We start from the raw sequence: 16,643 nt of genomic DNA, 5'->3' as shown, positions 1-16,643 counted from the left end.
GCAGGAGGCTGCCATGGACAAGGACTGGCTCGAGGTCGGCTGGAAGCTGCTGGTGACCCGCGGCGCGATCGCGATCGTCTTCGGGATCGTGGCCGTCGCCCGGCCCTCGGAGACCGCGACCGCCCTGGCGCTGCTGTGGGGCATCTGGGCGATCGCCGACGGGGTCGGCTCGCTGGCCCAGGCCTTCTCGCCTGGCGCGGAGTCGTCCGCGCGGTGGCTGCTGGTGGCGATGGGCGTCATCGCCCTGCTCGCCGGCATCGTGGCGGTCACCAGCCCCGCGGTGACGGCGGTGACCCTGACCTGGATCCTCGGCCTGTGGCTGATGGTGCGCGGTGTCTTCGAGCTGTTCGGCGCGGTCTCCTCGACGACCACCGTGCCGCGCGGGCTGCTCGTCCTGACCGGCCTGATCGACCTGTTCCTCGGTGCCCTGTTCGCGGCGAACCCGGGCCGCAGCGCCACCGGCATCGCGGTGCTGCTCGGCCTGGTGGCGCTGCTCTGGGGCGTGGTGTTCCTGGCGGTCGGCCTGTGGGTGCGCCGCGAGCGGAACGCTCACCCGGGTCCGGGCAGCGTCGGACCGGCCGGCGCGGGTCCGCCGCTGGGTGTCTGAGAGTCGCCTGCACGAAGGACTTGCGGCCAGAACACGCCTCGGACGCAGCGTTTTGTCTCGCGATCGGGCCACCGCCGAACAGTCTTCCGCTCCGAGAACCGCTGTGCTTGGCTGATCCGGCTCGCTTCACCAGCGGGTAAAACTCGGAAACGGAGGAAATCATGAAGATCGAGGTTCGCAAGGTCGAGCAGGTCCGTCTCACGTACGAATGCTCCGCCACCCACTGCGACAGCTGATCGCGCCTTTCCAGCGACAAGGAACTGCTCGGCAGCTGCCCGTTGCGGCAGCGCCTGAGAAGTGAATCGACTCGCTGGCCAATACACGGTGGCCCGCCATCCGGCAGTGCCGGATGGCGGGCCGCTGTGAGCCCGTGCCTCGGCGCCCACCAATTCCATTCCACTCGGGGGAGAATCGATGAAGCCTGACACCGTCCCGCAGCTCAAGCCGATGGCGTGGCGGCACGCCGGCGATGCCGTGACGATCATCCACGATCCGCGTGAAGCCATCGAGCTGTCCGACGACGACGGTGCCGTGTCCGCGCTCCTGTCCCTGCTCTCCGACGGCACGCGGGACCTCGCGCAGCTGCACGAGTCGATCTTGGAGACGCACCCGGCCGTGACGGCCGAGGAGGTCGCCGGCGCCCTCGATGCCCTCGACGACCTTCGCCTCCTCGAACGTGCGGACGGCACCTCCCCCGGCGCCGAGGACGGGCGCCACGTCAGCAACGCGGCGTTCTTCAGCACGTTCTCGACGCTCGACACGAGCACCGAGGAGATGCTGGGCCGGCTCGGCGACGCCCGGGTGCTCGTCCTGGGCGTGGGTGGCCTGGGGTCGAACGTCCTGCAGAACCTGGCCGGGCTCGGCATCGGCCACCTGACCCTCGTCGACCGGGACCTCGTCGAGCCACGCAACTTCGCTCGCCAATTCGTCTACCGGCGCAGCGACATCGGACGGCCCAAGGTGGAACGGGCGGCCGAGTGGGTGCGCGAGTTCGACCCGACCATCGACGTCGAGACGGTGGTCGCGGACATCACCTCCGCGGACGACGTGGTGAGCCTGATCGACCGCGCCGCACCGGACGTCGTGGTCGCCGGTGTCGACTCACCGCCGGAGAGCATCGACCGCTGGGTCAACGCCGCGTGCGTGCGCCGGGGAGTGCCGTTCGTGCGTGGAGGCATGAGCGTGACGGAGGGAGTCATCTGGTCCGTCGTCCCGGGGCTGACGGCCTGCTACGCCTGCGGTCGCGACGCAACGGAGAAGAGCGACGAGGCGCGCCAGCGGGAGACCTGGGACCAGATGCACCGGGCGGCGGTCCCGCGCGTCAACCGCGGGATCGGACCGGTGGCGACGCTGCTGGGCGGCATGGTGTCGATGGAGGTCACGAGACTCCTCCTGGGCTACGCCCCACCCGCGTACGCCGGCGGCCTGGCCGTCATCGACCTCCGCGACGGCTGCCGGCTGGACGTCTCGATGGGTGCGCCGAACCCGGACTGCGAGGTCTGCGGACGATCGGGCGACAGTGCCTGAGAGCACCTCGGAGCGTGACCTCACCCGACTCCGCCTGGCCCTGGAACCGGTGGTCGTCGTCCCGGAGAGCGACGACGAGGTCCGCATCGGCAACCGTGGCACGGCGTCGTTCGTCGCCGTTCCTCGTGTGGGCGGCGTGGTGATCGAGGGCCTCAAGGACGGCCGGTCCATCGCCGACGTCGCCGCCGAGGCGTCCGCACTGGCCGGCGCGGACGTCGACGTCGAGGACTTCCTCGACACCCTGGAGAGCCTCGACGTCATCGACTACGCGGCCGTCGACGTCGCCGCGTACCGCGGGGTCAGGTGGATCGGGAAGCTGCCGCCCTGGGTGGTGGCCCCGCTGTTCGGCCGGGTCGCCTGGTGCGTCTACGGCGCTGCGTTCCTGTTCGCGGTCATGGTGCTGCTGCTGAAGCCGGAGCTGCGCCCGACCTGGGAGTCCTACCTCTTCCTCCCCAACCCCCTCGTGGCACTGCTCGTCCTCTACGCCTCGAGCTTCGCCAACGGCTTCCTGCACGAGGGCTACCACTGGCTGGCCGGGATCCACGCAGGGGTGCCCGCGCGGTTCCGCATCAGCCAGCGGGGCATGGGCCTGGTGTTCGAGACCGACCTGACGCTGCTCCTGACGCTGCCGCGTCGTCGTCGGTACGGACCGATGCTGGCGGGGCTGGCACTCGACAGCGTGCTGCTGGCGGCCTGCCTGGGACTGCGCTGGGCCTACGCCGACGGGCTCGTGGACCTGCCGGCATGGCTGCCGCGGTACGCCGGCGCCCTGGTCCTGCTCGTCGCGTTCTCCATGCTCATCCAGTGCGCGGTCTTCCTGCGCACCGACCTCTACGCCGTACTCGCTCTCGCCCTGAGGTGCGACAATCTGTACCGCACCAGCTGGCTCACGCTCAAGGACTCGCTCCGTCGCCTCGACCCGGCCGAGAGCGCCGAGCTCGACCAGGCCAGCCCGCGGGACCGGGACGTCGCCCGCTGGTTCTACGTCCTGTACGTCGTCGGCATGCTGGCCGTCTTCTGGTGGTTCGTCACGTATGCCATCCCCTCGCTGGTGTCGCTGACGTTCTGGCTCGTCACGAACCTGGCCCACTACTCGCCGGCGACGTGGGACTTCTGGGGCTCGGCAGGTCTCATGCTCCTGGCGGTCGGCGTGTTCTTCGCCCCCCTGCCCATCTGGTTCCGGGAACGTCGCCGTCGCGCACGAGGACTGATCGCATGAGCACCGCAGAGACCGCGGCCCGCCGGGGACGGCGGATCACGCACCTGGTCGTCGTCCTCATCGTCTCGGCGCTGGTGGTCGGCTACTCCCTGAATCAGCAGGCCCGGACGGTCGTCGGCCTGGTCCGCGGGTCCGAGACCGGTCTGGAGGTGCGGACCGAGCCCTGCCTGCCGGGACGGGCCGTTCCCGTCATGGACAGCCCCCACCGGCCGCTGGAGCAGCTGCGCGACCGCCGGTACACGTCCCGACCGCCTACTTCCGGACCGCACTTCGCGATCCCGCCCCAGCCGGGCATCTACACCGACCCGCTGCCCGCGCCCCTCTTCGTTCACGCCGAGGAGCACGGGCACGTCGTGATCGCCTACCGATCCGACCTGCCGGCGGAGGAAGTCGACCAGCTGTCGCGGATCGCCCGCGAGCACCTCGACGAGGTCGTCCTGACGCCCTACGACGACATGTCGACGCCCGTCGCACTGGCGGCATGGGGCCGTCTCGAGACGATGTCCCACGTCGAGCCCGACACGGTGGAGGCGTTCGTCGCCGAGCTGGCCGGCCGGTACGACCACGGCTGGGCGCGCCCTCCCGCCTGCTGAAGGAGACGGGTCGGGTCCTGACGAAGGAAAGCCGGTTCTCAGAGCTTGAGCTGGTCGAGGCGGTAGCCGTGCTCCCACTCGAGCTCGTGGGCCTCGGCGCGTTCCTGGTCGTGGTGGTTGCGGTTCTCGCGGAGGGTGCTGAGGAGTTCAGTCGCGGTGAACTGAATCGCCTCGTCGGTGAGGTCGGGCAGGTCGGGCCACTCGGCGTTGACGGGTTTCGCCGGTGGGGCGATCTGGTGGGTGAACCCGGCGGCGGTGCGCAGCCGGTAGGAGCCGGTCGTGTGTTGCTCGATGGTGAAGCCGGGGGCGTGCTTGGCGGTGTGCCCGCGTTTGCAGGCCGGCCACAGGTTCCCGGGGGTGGTGGCCCCGCGCGGGTACGGCGTGCGGTGGTCGATCTCGACCTGGGCCGCGGACCGGTCGCAGGCGGGCTCGTAGCAGGTGGTCCACTGCGCGACCACGTGCCGCCAGATCGGCCCGGTCGGCTTGTAGGAGGTGGTGGACAGCTCGACCATGCGCCCGGCGGGGTCGGTGAGCATCCGGTGCCAGGTGGCGTCGGGGTCGGCGGCGATGGCCCGGGCCAGCCCGGCCGGGACCACGGTGCCACCGGCCAGGACACCGGGGTCGTCGCTCAGGCCCATCACGGTCTGGACCGGCACGGTCAGGTTGACGACCGGTCGGGCGTACGCCGGGGCCGGCACCCCCTGGCTGCGGCCGATGAGGAGGTCGAGGGCGAGGTCGGACTTCAGCTGGGTGAGGGTCCGTTCGTCACCGGCCCGGCGGAGCCGGCGGGCGGCGTGGGTGAGGCGGTGCTCGGCGAGCAGGACCTGGTCCACCGTTGCGGTGATGCCCAGGTGGGCCATCCCGTCGGTGGTCTCGGTGGCCCGGACGGTGCGGTCGGCCTTCGCCCGGCGGTGGCGTTCCTCGGCGTCGGCGGAGCGGAGCCGGTTGATCTCGTAGGTCAGCTTGTTGCGCAGCTGCTTGGGGGTGCACACCACCACCGCCGGCACCCCCTCCAGGCCGTGGGCATCACTGAGGTGCTTGTGCAGGAACCCGGTCAGCCGGGGCGCGAGGATCCGCAGCTGGAGCGGGTCGGTGACCGCGTGCCGGACCGCGTCGGCCAACAGCGTGGCGCGGTACCCGTCGAGCTGCCCCGCCGCGCAGAGCGCCCACACCTCGGCGAAGTACTGGTGCAGGAACAGGGCGACGTTCAGCTCGTGCCGGACCCGGGGCTCGCTGAGCCCCCACAGCGCGGAGACCTCGGTGACCGTGTCCGCGCGCGGGGTCAGGGTGAAGCGGGGCGACAGCGCCGTCCGGGCCTGGTAGTCGGCCTCCCGGCGGGAGTGGAACTCCACCAGCCGCCCCCACCGGGCCGCGTTCGCCCGCGCCTCGGCCACCCCGTCGGCGACCCCACCGGCCAGCAGGTCGTGGTCGCTCAGCTCTGCCAGATCGTGCGCAGGGCCCATCGCTCACACCTTCCCTCAAGCGTTCGACCCTTCAAGACACACGCTAGACGCCACCACCGACACCCCGGCCCGGGAACGGTTCAGCACCCGGGTGCTGAACCGTGACGCGGCACCGGGAGGTTCGGTGACCAAGCGCTGGCTCGGGCCTCCGTTCCAGCGCTCGATCCCTCCATTGCCGGAGCCGACCCACGGCGAGCAGCGCGTACACCGACGTCGGACCCGTGCGCCAGCGCTCCGCGTCGCCTCAGGAGCACAAGGTGGCGTAGCGCTCGAGGAAGATGGCCTCCGTCAGTGCCATGGCTTCGATCTCTCCCGGGTCCACGCTCTCGTTGGGGGCGTGAATAAGGGTCTGCGGCTCTTCGACGCCTATCAGGATGATCTCGGCGTCCGGGTAGGTCTCCTCGAACACGTTGCACAAGGGTATGGACCCGCCCTGGCCGAGACTCGTCATCGGCCGCCCGTAGGCCTCCTGCATCGCAGCGGCCATCGCCTCGTAAGCCGGGCCGTCAGTGTCGGCCTCGAACGGGGATCCCGTCGCCTCCACCTCGACCTCGACGTGCACGCCCCACAGCGCAGCAGCGCGCAAGTGCTCGACCAAGGCCGTCTCGGCGACCTCGGGGGCCATCCCGGGCGGGATGCGCAGGTTCAGCCGCGCCGCCGCCTTCGGCACGATGGCCGCGGCCGAGCCGACGACCGGGGGGCAGTCGATGCCCAGGATGGTCAACGCCGGCCGCGCCCAGAGCATGTCCGACACGCTGCCGTTCCCGAGCAGCGAGACCCCCTCGAGCGCGCCGGCGTCCTTGTGGAACTGCTCGGGCGGGTACGGCGCGCCGGACCAGGTCTGGGTGTTGTCCAGTCCCGTGATCGTGGTGTTCCCCTGGGCGTCACGCAGCGTGGCCAGCATCGACACCAGGGCAGCGAGGGCATCGGGAGCGGCACCCCCGAACATCCCGGAGTGGATCTCGGAGGTGCTCGCCTCCACGGTCACCACCACGTTGACCATGCCGCGCAGGCTGACCGTGGCCGCCGGATGGCCCACGGCCGCGTTGCCGGTGTCGCAGACCAGGATCGTGTCGGCGCGCAGCAGGTCCGGGTGGGCGGGGACGAAGGCCTCAAGGCCTCCCGTGCCCTGCTCCTCGGACCCCTCGACCACCAGCTTCAGGTCGACCGGGATCCGGTCCCCGAGGGCCCGCAGCGCGGCAAGGTGCATCACGATGTTGCCCTTGCAGTCGGCCGCCCCGCGGCCGTGCCAGCGGCCGTCGACCTCGGTCAGCTCGAACGGGGGTGTGCGCCAGGCGTCGTCGTCGAGGGGCGGTTGTACGTCGTAGTGGGCGTAGAGCAGCACGGTGGGAGCCCCCTCGCGCGAGCATTTCCGCGAACCGACGACCGCCATGCTGCCGTCCGCGGTCTCCTCGAGGTGGGCATCGGAGAAGCCGATGTCCGCGAACTTCTCAAGTACCCACTGGGCGGTGCGCTGGCACTCGTCGGCGGGGTACTGGCGTGCGTCGGCCACGGACCGCATGGCGACGAGCTCGGCGAGCTCGTCCCGTGCAACCGGCATCAGGTCGGCGATGCGTTGCCTCAGGTCTTCCATGAGCATCAGTCCGCCACGTCGCCGGTCTTGAGGTCGGAGACGAACTTCTGGAAGTCGGTCATGTTCTCGGGGCAGTAGATCTCGATCACCAGCTGCTGGAACTTGAACACTCGGCTGTCCGCGATGACGGGCCGTGCCCCCGGACCGGCCGCGCCGTTGGTCAGCTGGGACAGCAGGATTGCTCGGTTCAGGTCCGCGTTCGGGTCGGTGCAGGTCGCTCCCCCGTCGGTGCCGAGCACGCGCACGATCTGGTCCTGATCAGGAGTGCGGGCCCCCGCGTGATTGAGTGCAGCGATGAGCTGGTCGGCCTTGTCCTGGGCCTCCCGGTTCGACGACGCGGAGTTGTAGAGGACGAGGCCGAGGACCATGAGGACGACCACCGTAGCTCCGACGACGATGTAGATCACGACGCGTTCGCGGCGGGGTTCCGTCTCCGGCGTGCTCATGGGGTCACCTGCTCGGGCACGGGCTGCTTCCAAGAGGGCTTGCGGAAGCGGTAGAACAGGAACGGCACGAGCAGGCCGAGGCCGAGGGCCCCGCCGCCGACGATCAGGAAGTACACGCCGGAGTTCCCGTTCGCGAACTGCGAGGGCGGGATGAACCCGACCAGCAGGGCGGCCAACGAGGCGGCGAAGCCGATGCCGCACAGGCCGATGAGCATCGGGGCCCGGTAGCCGCGGGGGTGGTCGGGATCCTTGCGGCGCAGCTGGACGGCGGCCACGAACATCAGCAGGTACATGATCAGGTAGACCTGCGTGGTGATCACCGAGAAGATCCAGTAGGCGCTGGAGACGTCCGGGATCAACGCGTACGCGAGGCCGATCACGGTGGTGATCAAGCCCTGCACGACGAGGATGTTCTGCTGGACGCCGTTCTTGTTCAGGCGCTGCAGGTAAGGCGGCAGGTACCCTTCCTGCCGGGAGATCAGCAGCAGGCCCTTGGACGGACCCGCCAGCCAGGTCAGCATGCCGCCGAGCGAGGCGGTGACCAGCATGATCCCGACGATCGGGGTCAGCCACTGCCACCCGAAGTTCGCAAACACCGCGTCGAAGGCCTGCATCACGCCGGCCGTGAGGGAGAGCTCCTCCGAGGGCACGATCCAGCTGATCGCGAGCGCGGGCAGGATGAAGATCGCGAGCACCAGCCCCATGGCCAGGAACATCGACCGGGGGAACTCCTTGCCCGGGTTCTTCAGCGAGGACACGTGCACCGCGTTCATCTCCATGCCCGAGTAGGAGAGGAAGTTGTTGACGATCAGCACCAGGCTGGACAGACCTGCCCAGGCCGGCAGCAGGTGGCCGGAGTCCATCGGCGCAGCCGAGGTGTTGCCCTGCCCGAGGAAGACGATGCCGAGAAGCACCAGCACGGTGCCGGGGATCAGGGTGCCGATGATCAGCCCGCCGCTGGCCAGGCCAGCCACGCCCTTGGTGCCGCGCGAGGAGACCCAGACACCGGACCAGTAGACGACGATGATGACTGCCGCGGTCCACACGCCGCTGCTGGCGAGCTCGGGGTTGAACACGTACGCGAGGGTGCTCGCGACGAAGCCGAGAAGGCTCGGGTAGTAGAAGATCGTCATCGCGAACTGACACCAGACCGCCAGGAAACCCATCGGCTTGGAGATGCCCTCCGAGACCCAGTTGTAGATGCCGCCCTCCCAGCCCGAGGCGAGCTCCGCGGACACCAGCGAGGTGGGCAGAAGGAACACGACGGCTGGGAGCAGGTACAGAAAGACGCAGGCGAGGCCGTAGACGGCCATCGTCGGCGCGGCCCGGAGGCTGGCGACCGAACTCGTGGTCATCATCGCCAGTGCCACCCAAGAGATCCACTGAGTGGTGGCCGCGCGCGTGCGTGAGGAGGGGACGGCCGCGGACGCGTCGGCCGGCACGTCGGCAGTACTCATGACATTCCCCGAGGGAATGCTCGTGTATCCATGGGTTCCCCCTCCGTCCGGGCGTCAGTGACCGGTCCCTGGTCTGAGTGTGGAGTGGGGGTGCACGCCGAGCCTCACCCCTGAGGGATGAGGCAGGGTCGGACACCAGGGTGCTCGCCCGCGGCTTGGCCTACTGGACGATCCGGAGGTCGCGCTCGGTGTTGTTGAGCCGCAGACCGCCGCTGTCGGTGACGGTGACGATGTCCTCGATCCGGACCCCGAACTCCCCGGCGAGGTAGATGCCGGGCTCGACGGAGAAGCACATCCCGGGAACCAGCGGCTGCTCCTCGCCTTCGATCATGTACGGCGGTTCGTGCGTCGTGGTGCCGATGCCGTGACCGGTGCGGTGGATGAACTGCTCGCCGTACCCCGCATCCGTGATGACCGTCCGGGCCGCCCGATCGATCTCCTGGCACGCAACGCCCGGCCGGACCGCCTCGACGCCGGCCTGCTGCGCAATTCGCACGACCTCGTGCACCTCCCGAACCAAGGTGGGCGGCTCGCCCACGCACACGGTCCGGCTGGTGTCCGAGCCGTAGCCGTGCATCAGCCCGCCGAAGTCGAGGACGACCGCGTCGCCGACCTCGATGGTGCGGTTGCCGGCCTCGTGGTGCGGGTTGGCGCCGTTCGGACCCGAGCCGACCACGGTGAAGTCCACCTGCTCGTGCCCGAACTCCCGAAGCAGCCGAGCCAGGTCGGCGGCAACGTCGATCTCCTTCCGCCCAGCGAACCGGACTCCGAGGATCTGCTCGTACGTCGCGTCCGCGGCAGCGCCCGCCGCGGCCAGCCGGGAAAGCTCGTCGGCGTCCTTGACCGCCCGGAGCATGGGCAGGCTCTGCGTCAGGGACCGGTACGAGGACCCGGGCAGTGCCGCCTGCAGCCCGAGCAGGTGCATCGCCCAGGCTGAGTCTGCGATTCCCAGGGCCGCGTGAGCCGGAATGAGGCCGCTGGCCCGGACGAATGGGTCCTCGCCGTCGCCCCAGTCCACGATCGAGAGGCCCGGCGCCCCCTCGGCACCCTCGGCGTCCGGCCGCTCCAGGGTCGGCACCAGGAGCGTCGGCTGTTGGTCGGGGGCGAGCACGAGCAAGGTCAGCCGCTCGGTGATGGCCGTTGGCTGGTAACCGGTGAGCCAGACCAGGTCCGGTCCGGGCGTGATGAGGAGGCCGTCCAGCCCCGCGTCAGTGGCATCGGCGACTACTCGGCGCATCCGAGCGGCATAGTCCTCTGCCGTGAAGGGCGTCGGTGACGTCGGTGGCAAGCTGTTCACCGGTCGCCGCCTCGTCCCGCCGTGGCCGAGGTGGGCAGGGTGTGCGTGTGGGCTGCCGCGGCCGAGGCCGCGTCGTTCAGCGTGCCCGTCGCCGCGCGGTGCCTGGCGATCACGAAGGCCATCAGTATACCGAGGAAGCTGAAGACCGCCATCACCCAGGAGGCCGCGGCCAGCCCGGACGCGAGGGCATCGGCCTGCGAGGCTCCGCCGTCTGTCTGGTTCGCGATCACCGTGCCGTAGATGGTGGCGGCCAGAGCGGTGGCCACCGCGGCGCCGACGTAGCGGGCCATGTTGGAGACACCGGAGGCCCCGCCGACCTGGTTCTCGGGCACCGACGCCGTCGCCGCGGACGACGCGGGACCGTTGGACAGGCCCATCCCGACGGCGATGGCGACCAGCGGCAGCAGGAACGCGGCGTACGTCCACGCGGCACCGACGAAGCCCACGATGACGAAGCCGACGGTGGTGAGGGCGAAGCCGACGCCGATCGTCTGCCGGCCTCCGAGCTTCGCCGCCAGGCGCGGAACGACGGGAGCCACCACGACCAGCCCGACGGTCGCCGGCAGCGTGGCCAGGCCCGCTTGGAGGGGGCTGAAGGCGAGGGCGGCAGGATCCTGGAAGTACAGGCTGAGCAGGTACATCAGCGCGTTGATCGTGCCCGCACCGATGAGGATGGCGATGGTCGAGCCCACCAGGACCCGGTTGCGCAGCAGGGCAAGGTCGAGCAGGGGTACGGCGACGCGCCGCTCGACGGCGATGAACCCGTAGCCGGCCGAGACGGAGATCGCGAAGCAGCCCAGGGTGGCCACAGAGACCCATCCCCAGTCGCTGCTCTTGGTAACGCCGAGGATGAGCGGCGTGAGGGTCAGCGCGATGAGCACGGTGCCGGCGTAGTCGATCGAGCGCGGCCGGTCCGGGTCCCGGGACTCGGCCACCGTCGCCGCGGTCAGCAGCATGCACAGCACCGCCACTCCCGCGTCGATCCAGAAGAGCCCCTGCCACCCGGCGACATCGACGAGGACACCGCCCAGCAGCGGGCCGGCGGCGGCGCCGACGGCCGCCGCCGCGCCCCACAGGGACACGGCCCGCAGCTGTGCCTCGCCGTCGTTGGCCACCGACAAGAGGCTCAGACCGCAGGCCAGGATGGTCGCCCCGGCCGCGCCCTGGATGACACGTCCGGCGATCACCATGCCGCCCGACCCGGCGAGCGCGATCATCACGCACGACACGACGAACAACGCCAGGCCCAGCTGGAAGATGCGCCTGCGGCCGAACACGTCGCCCAGCGACCCCGACGTGACGATCACCGCGGCGCCGACCAACGAGTAGCCGGTGACCGCCCACTGCAGTGTCTCGACCGACGTGCCGGTGTCCTCCGAGATGGCAGGAAGAAGGATGCTGACCGCCGAGGTATTCGCGTTCACCACCAGCGTTGAGACGCACGTGGCCGCGAGCACCCCACCCGCTCGCGTGCTCACCTGTGCGACGTCACTCATGCGCCTCCCCCTTCCCGTAACCAGCCCGAGGCCGGTCGCGCCCGGACCAACGGTAGGCCGAAGATCCCTGGCGACCCTCACCCCTGACGGACGAGCCAACCGCCGGCACAGACGCTGAGGCGAGGTCGCGGCGCCTCACCAGATGGCACGTCGCGTTCCAGGCGTTCAAACGTGCGGGTCACCGCCGCCCGTCGGCGACACCAGTGTTCGGGCGATGCCGGGCTCAACGCGTCGCGCTCACGTGGGGCCAGACGCCGAGACATCCGGCACGGACAGCGGCTGCCGCGGCGTCAGGCGTGATCGTCGCGTGCTCGTGACAGTTCGGCTCGCCACCACGCGCCGTTCTCGATCCGCTCGAGCCGGTCCATGACGAGGTCTCCGTTCGAGAACTCCTCGACCTCGGCACGGGTCAGCGGCCAGGGTGGGCCCTTCACCTCGGAGTGCTCGTCCCGTGTGGTCGCCAAGACCAGCAGCGTGCCCTCTGGCGCGACCAACGCTGCGATGTTCCGTGCCGCGACTGAGTGCTGCTCGGGCGGCATCGACTGCACCGTGAGGCTCTCGACAACCAGGTCGAAGTTCCCGTGCCACTCACGAGGGAGGTCCGTGACGTCGGCAACGACGTAGTCCACCTCGCTCGCCGGATACCTCCGCCGCGCGCCGGCAATCGCCGTCGGCGCGAAGTCGAACCCCGTGGTCCGAAATCCCAGCGACACGAGGAGCTCGGCGTCGGCTCCGTAGCCACACCCGACCACCAGCGCCTGGCGGCCACCTCCCGCGAGGTTCCGCGCCTCAGCCCACTCCACGAGCTGCGGCCGAGGGCCGCCGTAGTCCCAAGGCGGCCTGGAACCACCCGCCTCCGCACCCGCGTACATCGCCTCGAACAGGCCCGATGGCTCGCTCGTCACGGCTCCAGACTACCGACCACGGCTTCTCGCGGCACCCGGGAAACGGCGGCGAACGTTGCTGTCCGGCCGTACCGTCGCAGGGCAGGTGACCGCAACCGTGAGACGAGGAGGTGGCCCCCGATGCGCGTCCAAGGACGGGCCGATGAGCGGTTCGCGAACGTGGTGGCGGTGATGGCCGATGTGCTGGCCGCCCAGCCGGGCACCGGTGCGTCGTTCGCGGTCTGGCACGACGGCCACTGGGTGGTCGACCTGTGGGGCGGGTACGCCGACGCGGCGCACACCAGGGACTGGTCTAGCGACACGCTGGTCATGCCGTACTCGGTCACGAAGCCCTTCGCGGCCGTGGCCGTGCTGTCCTTGGCGGAACGCGGCCAGATCGACCTCGATGCCCCGATGCAGCGGTACTGGCCCGAGCTGACCGCGACGGCGACGGTGCGAGACGTGCTGACTCACCGCGCCGGCCTGGTCGCGCTCGACGAGGACGCCCCCGAGGAGGCGTTCTACGACTGGGACCTGATGTGCTCACTGCTGGCCCGGCAGGAGCCCTCCTGGCCGCCGGGCACAGCGCAGGGCGAGTCGGCCCTGTTCTACGGCCACCTGCTCGGCGAGCTGGTACGCCGCATCGACGGCCGCCCGCTGAGCGTGTTCCTCCGCCACGAGGTGTGCGGCCCGCTCGGCCTGGACTTCCACGTCGGGCTCGGCGACGCCGAGCTCGGCCGGGTCGCGGACCTAACCGGTTTCGGGGCGGACTTCGCCGCGGCCCAGCAGGCAGGCAACGACCTCTACCGCCGCGGCGTCACCAACCCCCCGGGTGCTCGTGACCCGCGCGTGGTCAACAGCGAACGGTGGCGCCGAGCCGAGGTGCCCGCGGTGAACGGTCACGGCACTGCCCGGGCGGTCGCGGACTTGTACGTCGCGTTGGCGGAGGGCCGGCTGCTCGATGCGGACCTGCGGCGCGAGCTGGGTCGCGGTCACGGGGCCGAGCGCGACCTGATGATGGGCGATGAGCGCCAGTGGGGCCTGGGTGTCGTCGTCGACTCCGACGGTCACGGGATGGGCGGTCTCGGCGGAAGCTTCGGCTGGTGGAGTGAGGTGGGTGGGTACGCGGTCGCGTTCATGACCGGACACATCGGCGGCTACGACCGCGGCGACCGGCTCGAAGGCGCGGTACGCGAGGCCCTCGGTATGCCCCCGCTCTAGGGGCAGCTCCCCCGCCAGGATTCGAACCTGGACCACCAGATCCAAAGTCTGGCGTGCTGCCAGTTACACTACGGGGGATCGCACGGGCGTCCAGCGCTGGGGCAAAACTATTCGGCAACTGCCGCAGCAGCGCGTTCTCGCCCCGTGTCGCACCGCCTCGGCCGACACGGTCGTCCGGGGGCGTCCGACCGCGCCGCGGACGCGGGCGAGCCGGCTCTCTCAGCGAGGGAGACCCCGATAGCGTCGGGGGATGCCCAGTCGTCGCCGCTCCAGTGCTCGTCGACGCAGCGCGTCACCGCGCCGGAGCGGGACGCGACAGCGGCCGTTGCCGGCAGCCGGGCCGGGCGAGCGGCTGTGGGTGCTCGACGTCCCCTACGGGACACCGGTCGATGGCGCCAGCTGGCACCCGGCCGTCAAGACCCACCTGTACGTCGGGCGCGCGCTCCCCGCACACCTCGTGCCCTACGCCCCGGGGCCGCACACGCTGGGTCGGTTCATCGAGAACACGCTCAACCCCGACGATCCGGCGCCCAGCCCCGAGCCGACCGACGCGCTCGAGCCCCGAAAGATCCAGTTCGAAGCGGCCGACGCGATCGCGGCGCGCGCCGCGGCGGGCGGACGGCAGTTCCTGCTGGCCGACGAGCCCGGCGTGGGCAAGACGATCGCCGCGGTCCTCGGGGCGACGGCGGTGGGCGACCTCCGCGGCGCGCGACGGGTGCTCGTCGTGGCCGACCGGCCCGCGGCGATCACGATCGGCCACTGGTGCCGCACGATCACCGCGCTGGGCGACGGGGGTCTGGAATGGGTCGTGATCACGTGGGACCGGCTGGAGAAGGTCAAGGACCACACGTGGGACGTGATCATCGCCGACGAGGCCCACGCACTGCGACGTACGACGACGAAGCGGTGGAAGCACTGGGCACGGATCTCGGGGCACGGTCGTCCACACGACAAGGCGCCGTTCGTCATCGCGACGACGGCAACGCCCGGACACACGCCCCTGGAGCTGCCATACCTCGCTCCCGCCTATGCGCAGGTGCTCGACGAGCCGATGCGGGAGTGGACCTCGGCGACGCAGCCCGAGGCCGCGTTCGCCACCGCGCTCGAACGCCACGGCGTCGGGGTGGAGCGGGGGCGCTACGGCGCGACATGGACCACCGACGCGGCGCGGCGCGCCGCGGACCTCAAGCTGGTGCGAGGCTGGCTCGCCGACGAGCGCCCACCGGCGATGCTGCATCGCGCCGCGCCGTGGGGGCCGGTGCCGATCTCCGGGATGCCGGTGGCGCTCACGCCGGCGGAGCGGACCGCCTACGAGGCCGAGTGGGGCGAGTTCTGTCGGGAGATGGAGATCGCCCGACGAGGCCGCAGCGTCGCGAAGGGGCGGGCCGCGCTGCTGCGCTTCCGGCAGAAGGCCGGGCTGATCCGCGTCGACTCGACGGTCGCCTGGATCGCCCAGCAGGTCCAGGCCGAGCGGCAGGTGGCGTGCTCGGTCGAGTTCGTCGCGACCGCCGCCGACCCGATCGCCGACCGGCTGCGTGACACCGGCATCGAGGTGGCCACGATCTACGGCCGCGACCGGTTCGACTCCGAGGCCGAGCGGCTCAGGTTCCAGACCGGGCAGGCGAAGGTCTGCGTGTTCACCGCGGTCGCCTCGATCAGCCTGCACGCCGGCGAGACCCTCGCCGACGGCCGCCGGGCGAGCACCGAGCCGCGGGTCGGCGTCTTCCACCAGGCCCGCTTCTCGGGAATCGCCGGACGGCAGGTGACCGGCCGCACCCACCGCGACCACCAGGTCTCGCCGTGGCACATCGCGTACGCCGAGGGCACGGTCGAGGAGCAGGTCGGCAAGGTGATGGTGGAGCGGATCGCCGCAGCCTCCGACACGGTGGGCAGCGACACCACCGGTCTCGCCGACCTCGCCCAGCTCCTCGGGGCCGACTGGCTGCCGTCCGCGGCCCTGACCGAGGACGGCACCTGACCGGGGCCCGGCCACCGCGCCACGGGTGAGTCGTGCTGTCCCGTCAGCCGGGTGGGAGCGCCTCGCTCCTGCGGATCTGCTCGGCCAGTGGGCTCGACAAGCGGAATCCCTTCCAGGCGCAGTAGATGCCGAGCGACAGCTCCCACGCGGCTTCCGGGAGCGTCAGCAGGCCCGAGGGTCCCTCGCCGTTCTCGTAGACCCCAGCCAGGATCATCAGGAAGGAGAGGATCAGTATCGGGCCGCCGATCAGACCCAGGAGGGCCAGCCGCGGGGGCACGAGGGCCGAGGTGTACATGAGGTAGCCGAGCAGGATCCCGTTGCCGATGCCGGCCACGAGTCCGGGCCCCCACTCGAAGGCCCACTCGTAGGCGTGCGCGAGGCTGTCCCCCTGAGCCTGGAGCGCGACCGCCTCGACGCCGTTCGCCCCGTCCATGGCGCTGATGACCGACACCAGCGAGAGCATGCTGACCAGGCCGATGGCGGCGAACACGGACTCCATGGTCCGGGCGGTCACATAGCTGAGCGCGATCGTCTCACTCTGCCGTCGGGCGACCGGATACAGCACGAGAGCGGTCCCGAGCTGAGTGACGATCAGCCCGAACTCGAGAAGCGCACCCCACTTCAGGCTCGTGGAGGAGGCGTCCGCGGCGACGAATCGCATGTTCGACCAGCTGGCCCCCGCCCCGTCGACGAAGAGAAGACGCGCGGGGATGCTCGTCACGAAGGTCCCGATGAACAGCCATCCGAAGATCCGGCCGGTCCGGCGCAAGTCCATGATGGACTCCCCTCGTGGCAGGCGGTAGCAGCCATGGTCGCAAGCCGAGGCGGTTGATGTACATCGCCCGAATCGGGGGTGCCACC

At 70.7% G+C, this 16,643-nt stretch carries 14 protein-coding genes and 1 tRNA gene; 6 read left to right on the top strand and 9 right to left on the bottom strand.

Annotated elements, in window-relative coordinates; translation table 11 throughout:
- The first annotated feature begins 13 nt into the window (after nt 1-13).
- The 4 genes from ACFO9I_RS15940 to ACFO9I_RS15925 all read left to right on the top strand — a co-directional run bounded on the left by ACFO9I_RS15940 (nt 14) and on the right by ACFO9I_RS15925 (nt 3,946).
- Nucleotides 14-607, top strand: coding sequence for an HdeD family acid-resistance protein (locus ACFO9I_RS15940; protein WP_379182539.1), 594 nt, complete (start codon nt 14-16; stop codon nt 605-607).
- Between the two features lie 414 nt (nt 608-1,021).
- Nucleotides 1,022-2,134: a ThiF family adenylyltransferase gene (locus ACFO9I_RS15935; protein ID WP_379182537.1), complete on the top strand. Its 1,113-nt coding sequence runs from the start codon at nt 1,022-1,024 to the stop codon at nt 2,132-2,134.
- Entirely contained in the window at nt 2,127-3,353 is a 1,227-nt protein-coding gene (locus tag ACFO9I_RS15930; protein WP_379182535.1) for a hypothetical protein, read from the top strand. Before ACFO9I_RS15935 ends, ACFO9I_RS15930 begins: the two co-directional genes overlap by 8 nt.
- Nucleotides 3,350-3,946 carry a DUF3105 domain-containing protein gene (locus ACFO9I_RS15925; RefSeq protein WP_379182533.1) on the top strand — a complete coding sequence of 199 codons (597 nt, stop codon included), beginning with the start codon at nt 3,350-3,352 and terminating at the stop codon, nt 3,944-3,946. Before ACFO9I_RS15930 ends, ACFO9I_RS15925 begins: the two co-directional genes overlap by 4 nt.
- A 38-nt stretch (nt 3,947-3,984) precedes the next feature.
- Here the strand turns inward: ACFO9I_RS15925 and ACFO9I_RS15920 are convergent, their stop codons facing one another.
- The 7 genes from ACFO9I_RS15920 to ACFO9I_RS15890 all read right to left on the bottom strand — a co-directional run bounded on the left by ACFO9I_RS15920 (nt 3,985) and on the right by ACFO9I_RS15890 (nt 12,604).
- Complete coding sequence (locus ACFO9I_RS15920; RefSeq protein WP_379182531.1) at nt 3,985-5,409, bottom strand: HNH endonuclease signature motif containing protein; 1,425 nt, start codon at nt 5,407-5,409, stop codon at nt 3,985-3,987.
- 244 nt (nt 5,410-5,653) lie between these two features.
- Nucleotides 5,654-7,003 carry a dipeptidase gene (locus tag ACFO9I_RS15915; protein ID WP_379182529.1) on the bottom strand — a complete coding sequence of 450 codons (1,350 nt, stop codon included), beginning with the start codon at nt 7,001-7,003 and terminating at the stop codon, nt 5,654-5,656.
- Nucleotides 7,004-7,008: 5 nt separating this feature from the next.
- On the bottom strand, nt 7,009-7,449 hold the full coding sequence (locus ACFO9I_RS15910) for a hypothetical protein (RefSeq protein WP_379182527.1): 441 nt from the start codon (nt 7,447-7,449) through the stop codon (nt 7,009-7,011).
- Nucleotides 7,446-8,906 (bottom strand): APC family permease, encoded by a 1,461-nt coding sequence (locus tag ACFO9I_RS15905; RefSeq protein ID WP_379182525.1) that lies wholly within the window; start codon nt 8,904-8,906, stop codon nt 7,446-7,448. The genes ACFO9I_RS15910 and ACFO9I_RS15905 overlap by 4 nt, the downstream gene beginning before the upstream one ends.
- A gap of 160 nt (nt 8,907-9,066) precedes the next feature.
- Complete coding sequence (locus ACFO9I_RS15900) at nt 9,067-10,143, bottom strand: aminopeptidase P family protein (RefSeq protein WP_379182523.1); 1,077 nt, start codon at nt 10,141-10,143, stop codon at nt 9,067-9,069.
- 56 nt (nt 10,144-10,199) lie between these two features.
- Complete coding sequence (locus ACFO9I_RS15895) at nt 10,200-11,699, bottom strand: MFS transporter (RefSeq protein WP_379182521.1); 1,500 nt, start codon at nt 11,697-11,699, stop codon at nt 10,200-10,202.
- Nucleotides 11,700-11,989: 290 nt separating this feature from the next.
- Nucleotides 11,990-12,604 carry a class I SAM-dependent methyltransferase gene (locus ACFO9I_RS15890; RefSeq protein WP_379182520.1) on the bottom strand — a complete coding sequence of 205 codons (615 nt, stop codon included), beginning with the start codon at nt 12,602-12,604 and terminating at the stop codon, nt 11,990-11,992.
- A gap of 120 nt (nt 12,605-12,724) precedes the next feature.
- Here ACFO9I_RS15890 and ACFO9I_RS15885 point away from each other — a divergent pair, with 120 nt between their 5' ends.
- The gene (locus ACFO9I_RS15885) at nt 12,725-13,804 is read left to right on the top strand and encodes a serine hydrolase domain-containing protein (RefSeq protein WP_379182518.1); all 1,080 of its coding nucleotides are present in this window, start codon (nt 12,725-12,727) and stop codon (nt 13,802-13,804) included.
- A 6-nt stretch (nt 13,805-13,810) separates the two neighbouring features.
- Here the strand turns inward: ACFO9I_RS15885 and ACFO9I_RS15880 are convergent.
- Nucleotides 13,811-13,882 (bottom strand) — tRNA-Gln (locus tag ACFO9I_RS15880).
- A gap of 280 nt (nt 13,883-14,162) precedes the next feature.
- Between ACFO9I_RS15880 and ACFO9I_RS15875 the strand changes: the two genes are divergently transcribed.
- Nucleotides 14,163-15,782 (top strand): helicase, encoded by a 1,620-nt coding sequence (locus tag ACFO9I_RS15875; RefSeq protein ID WP_379182517.1) that lies wholly within the window; start codon nt 14,163-14,165, stop codon nt 15,780-15,782.
- Nucleotides 15,783-15,825: 43 nt separating this feature from the next.
- Here ACFO9I_RS15875 and ACFO9I_RS15870 read toward each other — a convergent pair whose 3' ends face one another.
- Entirely contained in the window at nt 15,826-16,557 is a 732-nt protein-coding gene (locus ACFO9I_RS15870; protein WP_379182515.1) for a DUF4386 domain-containing protein, read from the bottom strand.
- Nucleotides 16,558-16,643: the final 86 nt, after the last annotated feature.

This window comes from Nocardioides sp. GCM10023255, from assembly GCF_042653125.1.
Lineage (GTDB): Bacteria > Actinomycetota > Actinomycetes > Propionibacteriales > Nocardioidaceae > Nocardioides.
Note: the sequence above shows the minus strand (reverse complement) of the source record. Positions and strands in the feature narration are given on the sequence as shown.

What these genes read in the sequence shown, in the direction of transcription:
- ACFO9I_RS15940 (WP_379182539.1), top strand. Translation starts at nt 14, where the DNA reads ATGGACAAGGACTGGCTCGAGGTCGGCTGGAAGCTGCTGGTGACCCGC.
- ACFO9I_RS15935 (WP_379182537.1), top strand. Translation starts at nt 1,022, where the DNA reads ATGAAGCCTGACACCGTCCCGCAGCTCAAGCCGATGGCGTGGCGGCAC.
- ACFO9I_RS15925 (WP_379182533.1), top strand. Translation starts at nt 3,350, where the DNA reads ATGAGCACCGCAGAGACCGCGGCCCGCCGGGGACGGCGGATCACGCAC.
- ACFO9I_RS15920 (WP_379182531.1), bottom strand. Translation starts at nt 5,409, where the DNA reads ATGGGCCCTGCGCACGATCTGGCAGAGCTGAGCGACCACGACCTGCTG.
- ACFO9I_RS15915 (WP_379182529.1), bottom strand. Translation starts at nt 7,003, where the DNA reads ATGGAAGACCTGAGGCAACGCATCGCCGACCTGATGCCGGTTGCACGG.
- ACFO9I_RS15910 (WP_379182527.1), bottom strand. Translation starts at nt 7,449, where the DNA reads ATGAGCACGCCGGAGACGGAACCCCGCCGCGAACGCGTCGTGATCTAC.
- ACFO9I_RS15905 (WP_379182525.1), bottom strand. Translation starts at nt 8,906, where the DNA reads ATGAGTACTGCCGACGTGCCGGCCGACGCGTCCGCGGCCGTCCCCTCC.
- ACFO9I_RS15900 (WP_379182523.1), bottom strand. Translation starts at nt 10,143, where the DNA reads ATGCGCCGAGTAGTCGCCGATGCCACTGACGCGGGGCTGGACGGCCTC.
- ACFO9I_RS15895 (WP_379182521.1), bottom strand. Translation starts at nt 11,699, where the DNA reads ATGAGTGACGTCGCACAGGTGAGCACGCGAGCGGGTGGGGTGCTCGCG.
- ACFO9I_RS15885 (WP_379182518.1), top strand. Translation starts at nt 12,725, where the DNA reads ATGCGCGTCCAAGGACGGGCCGATGAGCGGTTCGCGAACGTGGTGGCG.
- ACFO9I_RS15870 (WP_379182515.1), bottom strand. Translation starts at nt 16,557, where the DNA reads ATGGACTTGCGCCGGACCGGCCGGATCTTCGGATGGCTGTTCATCGGG.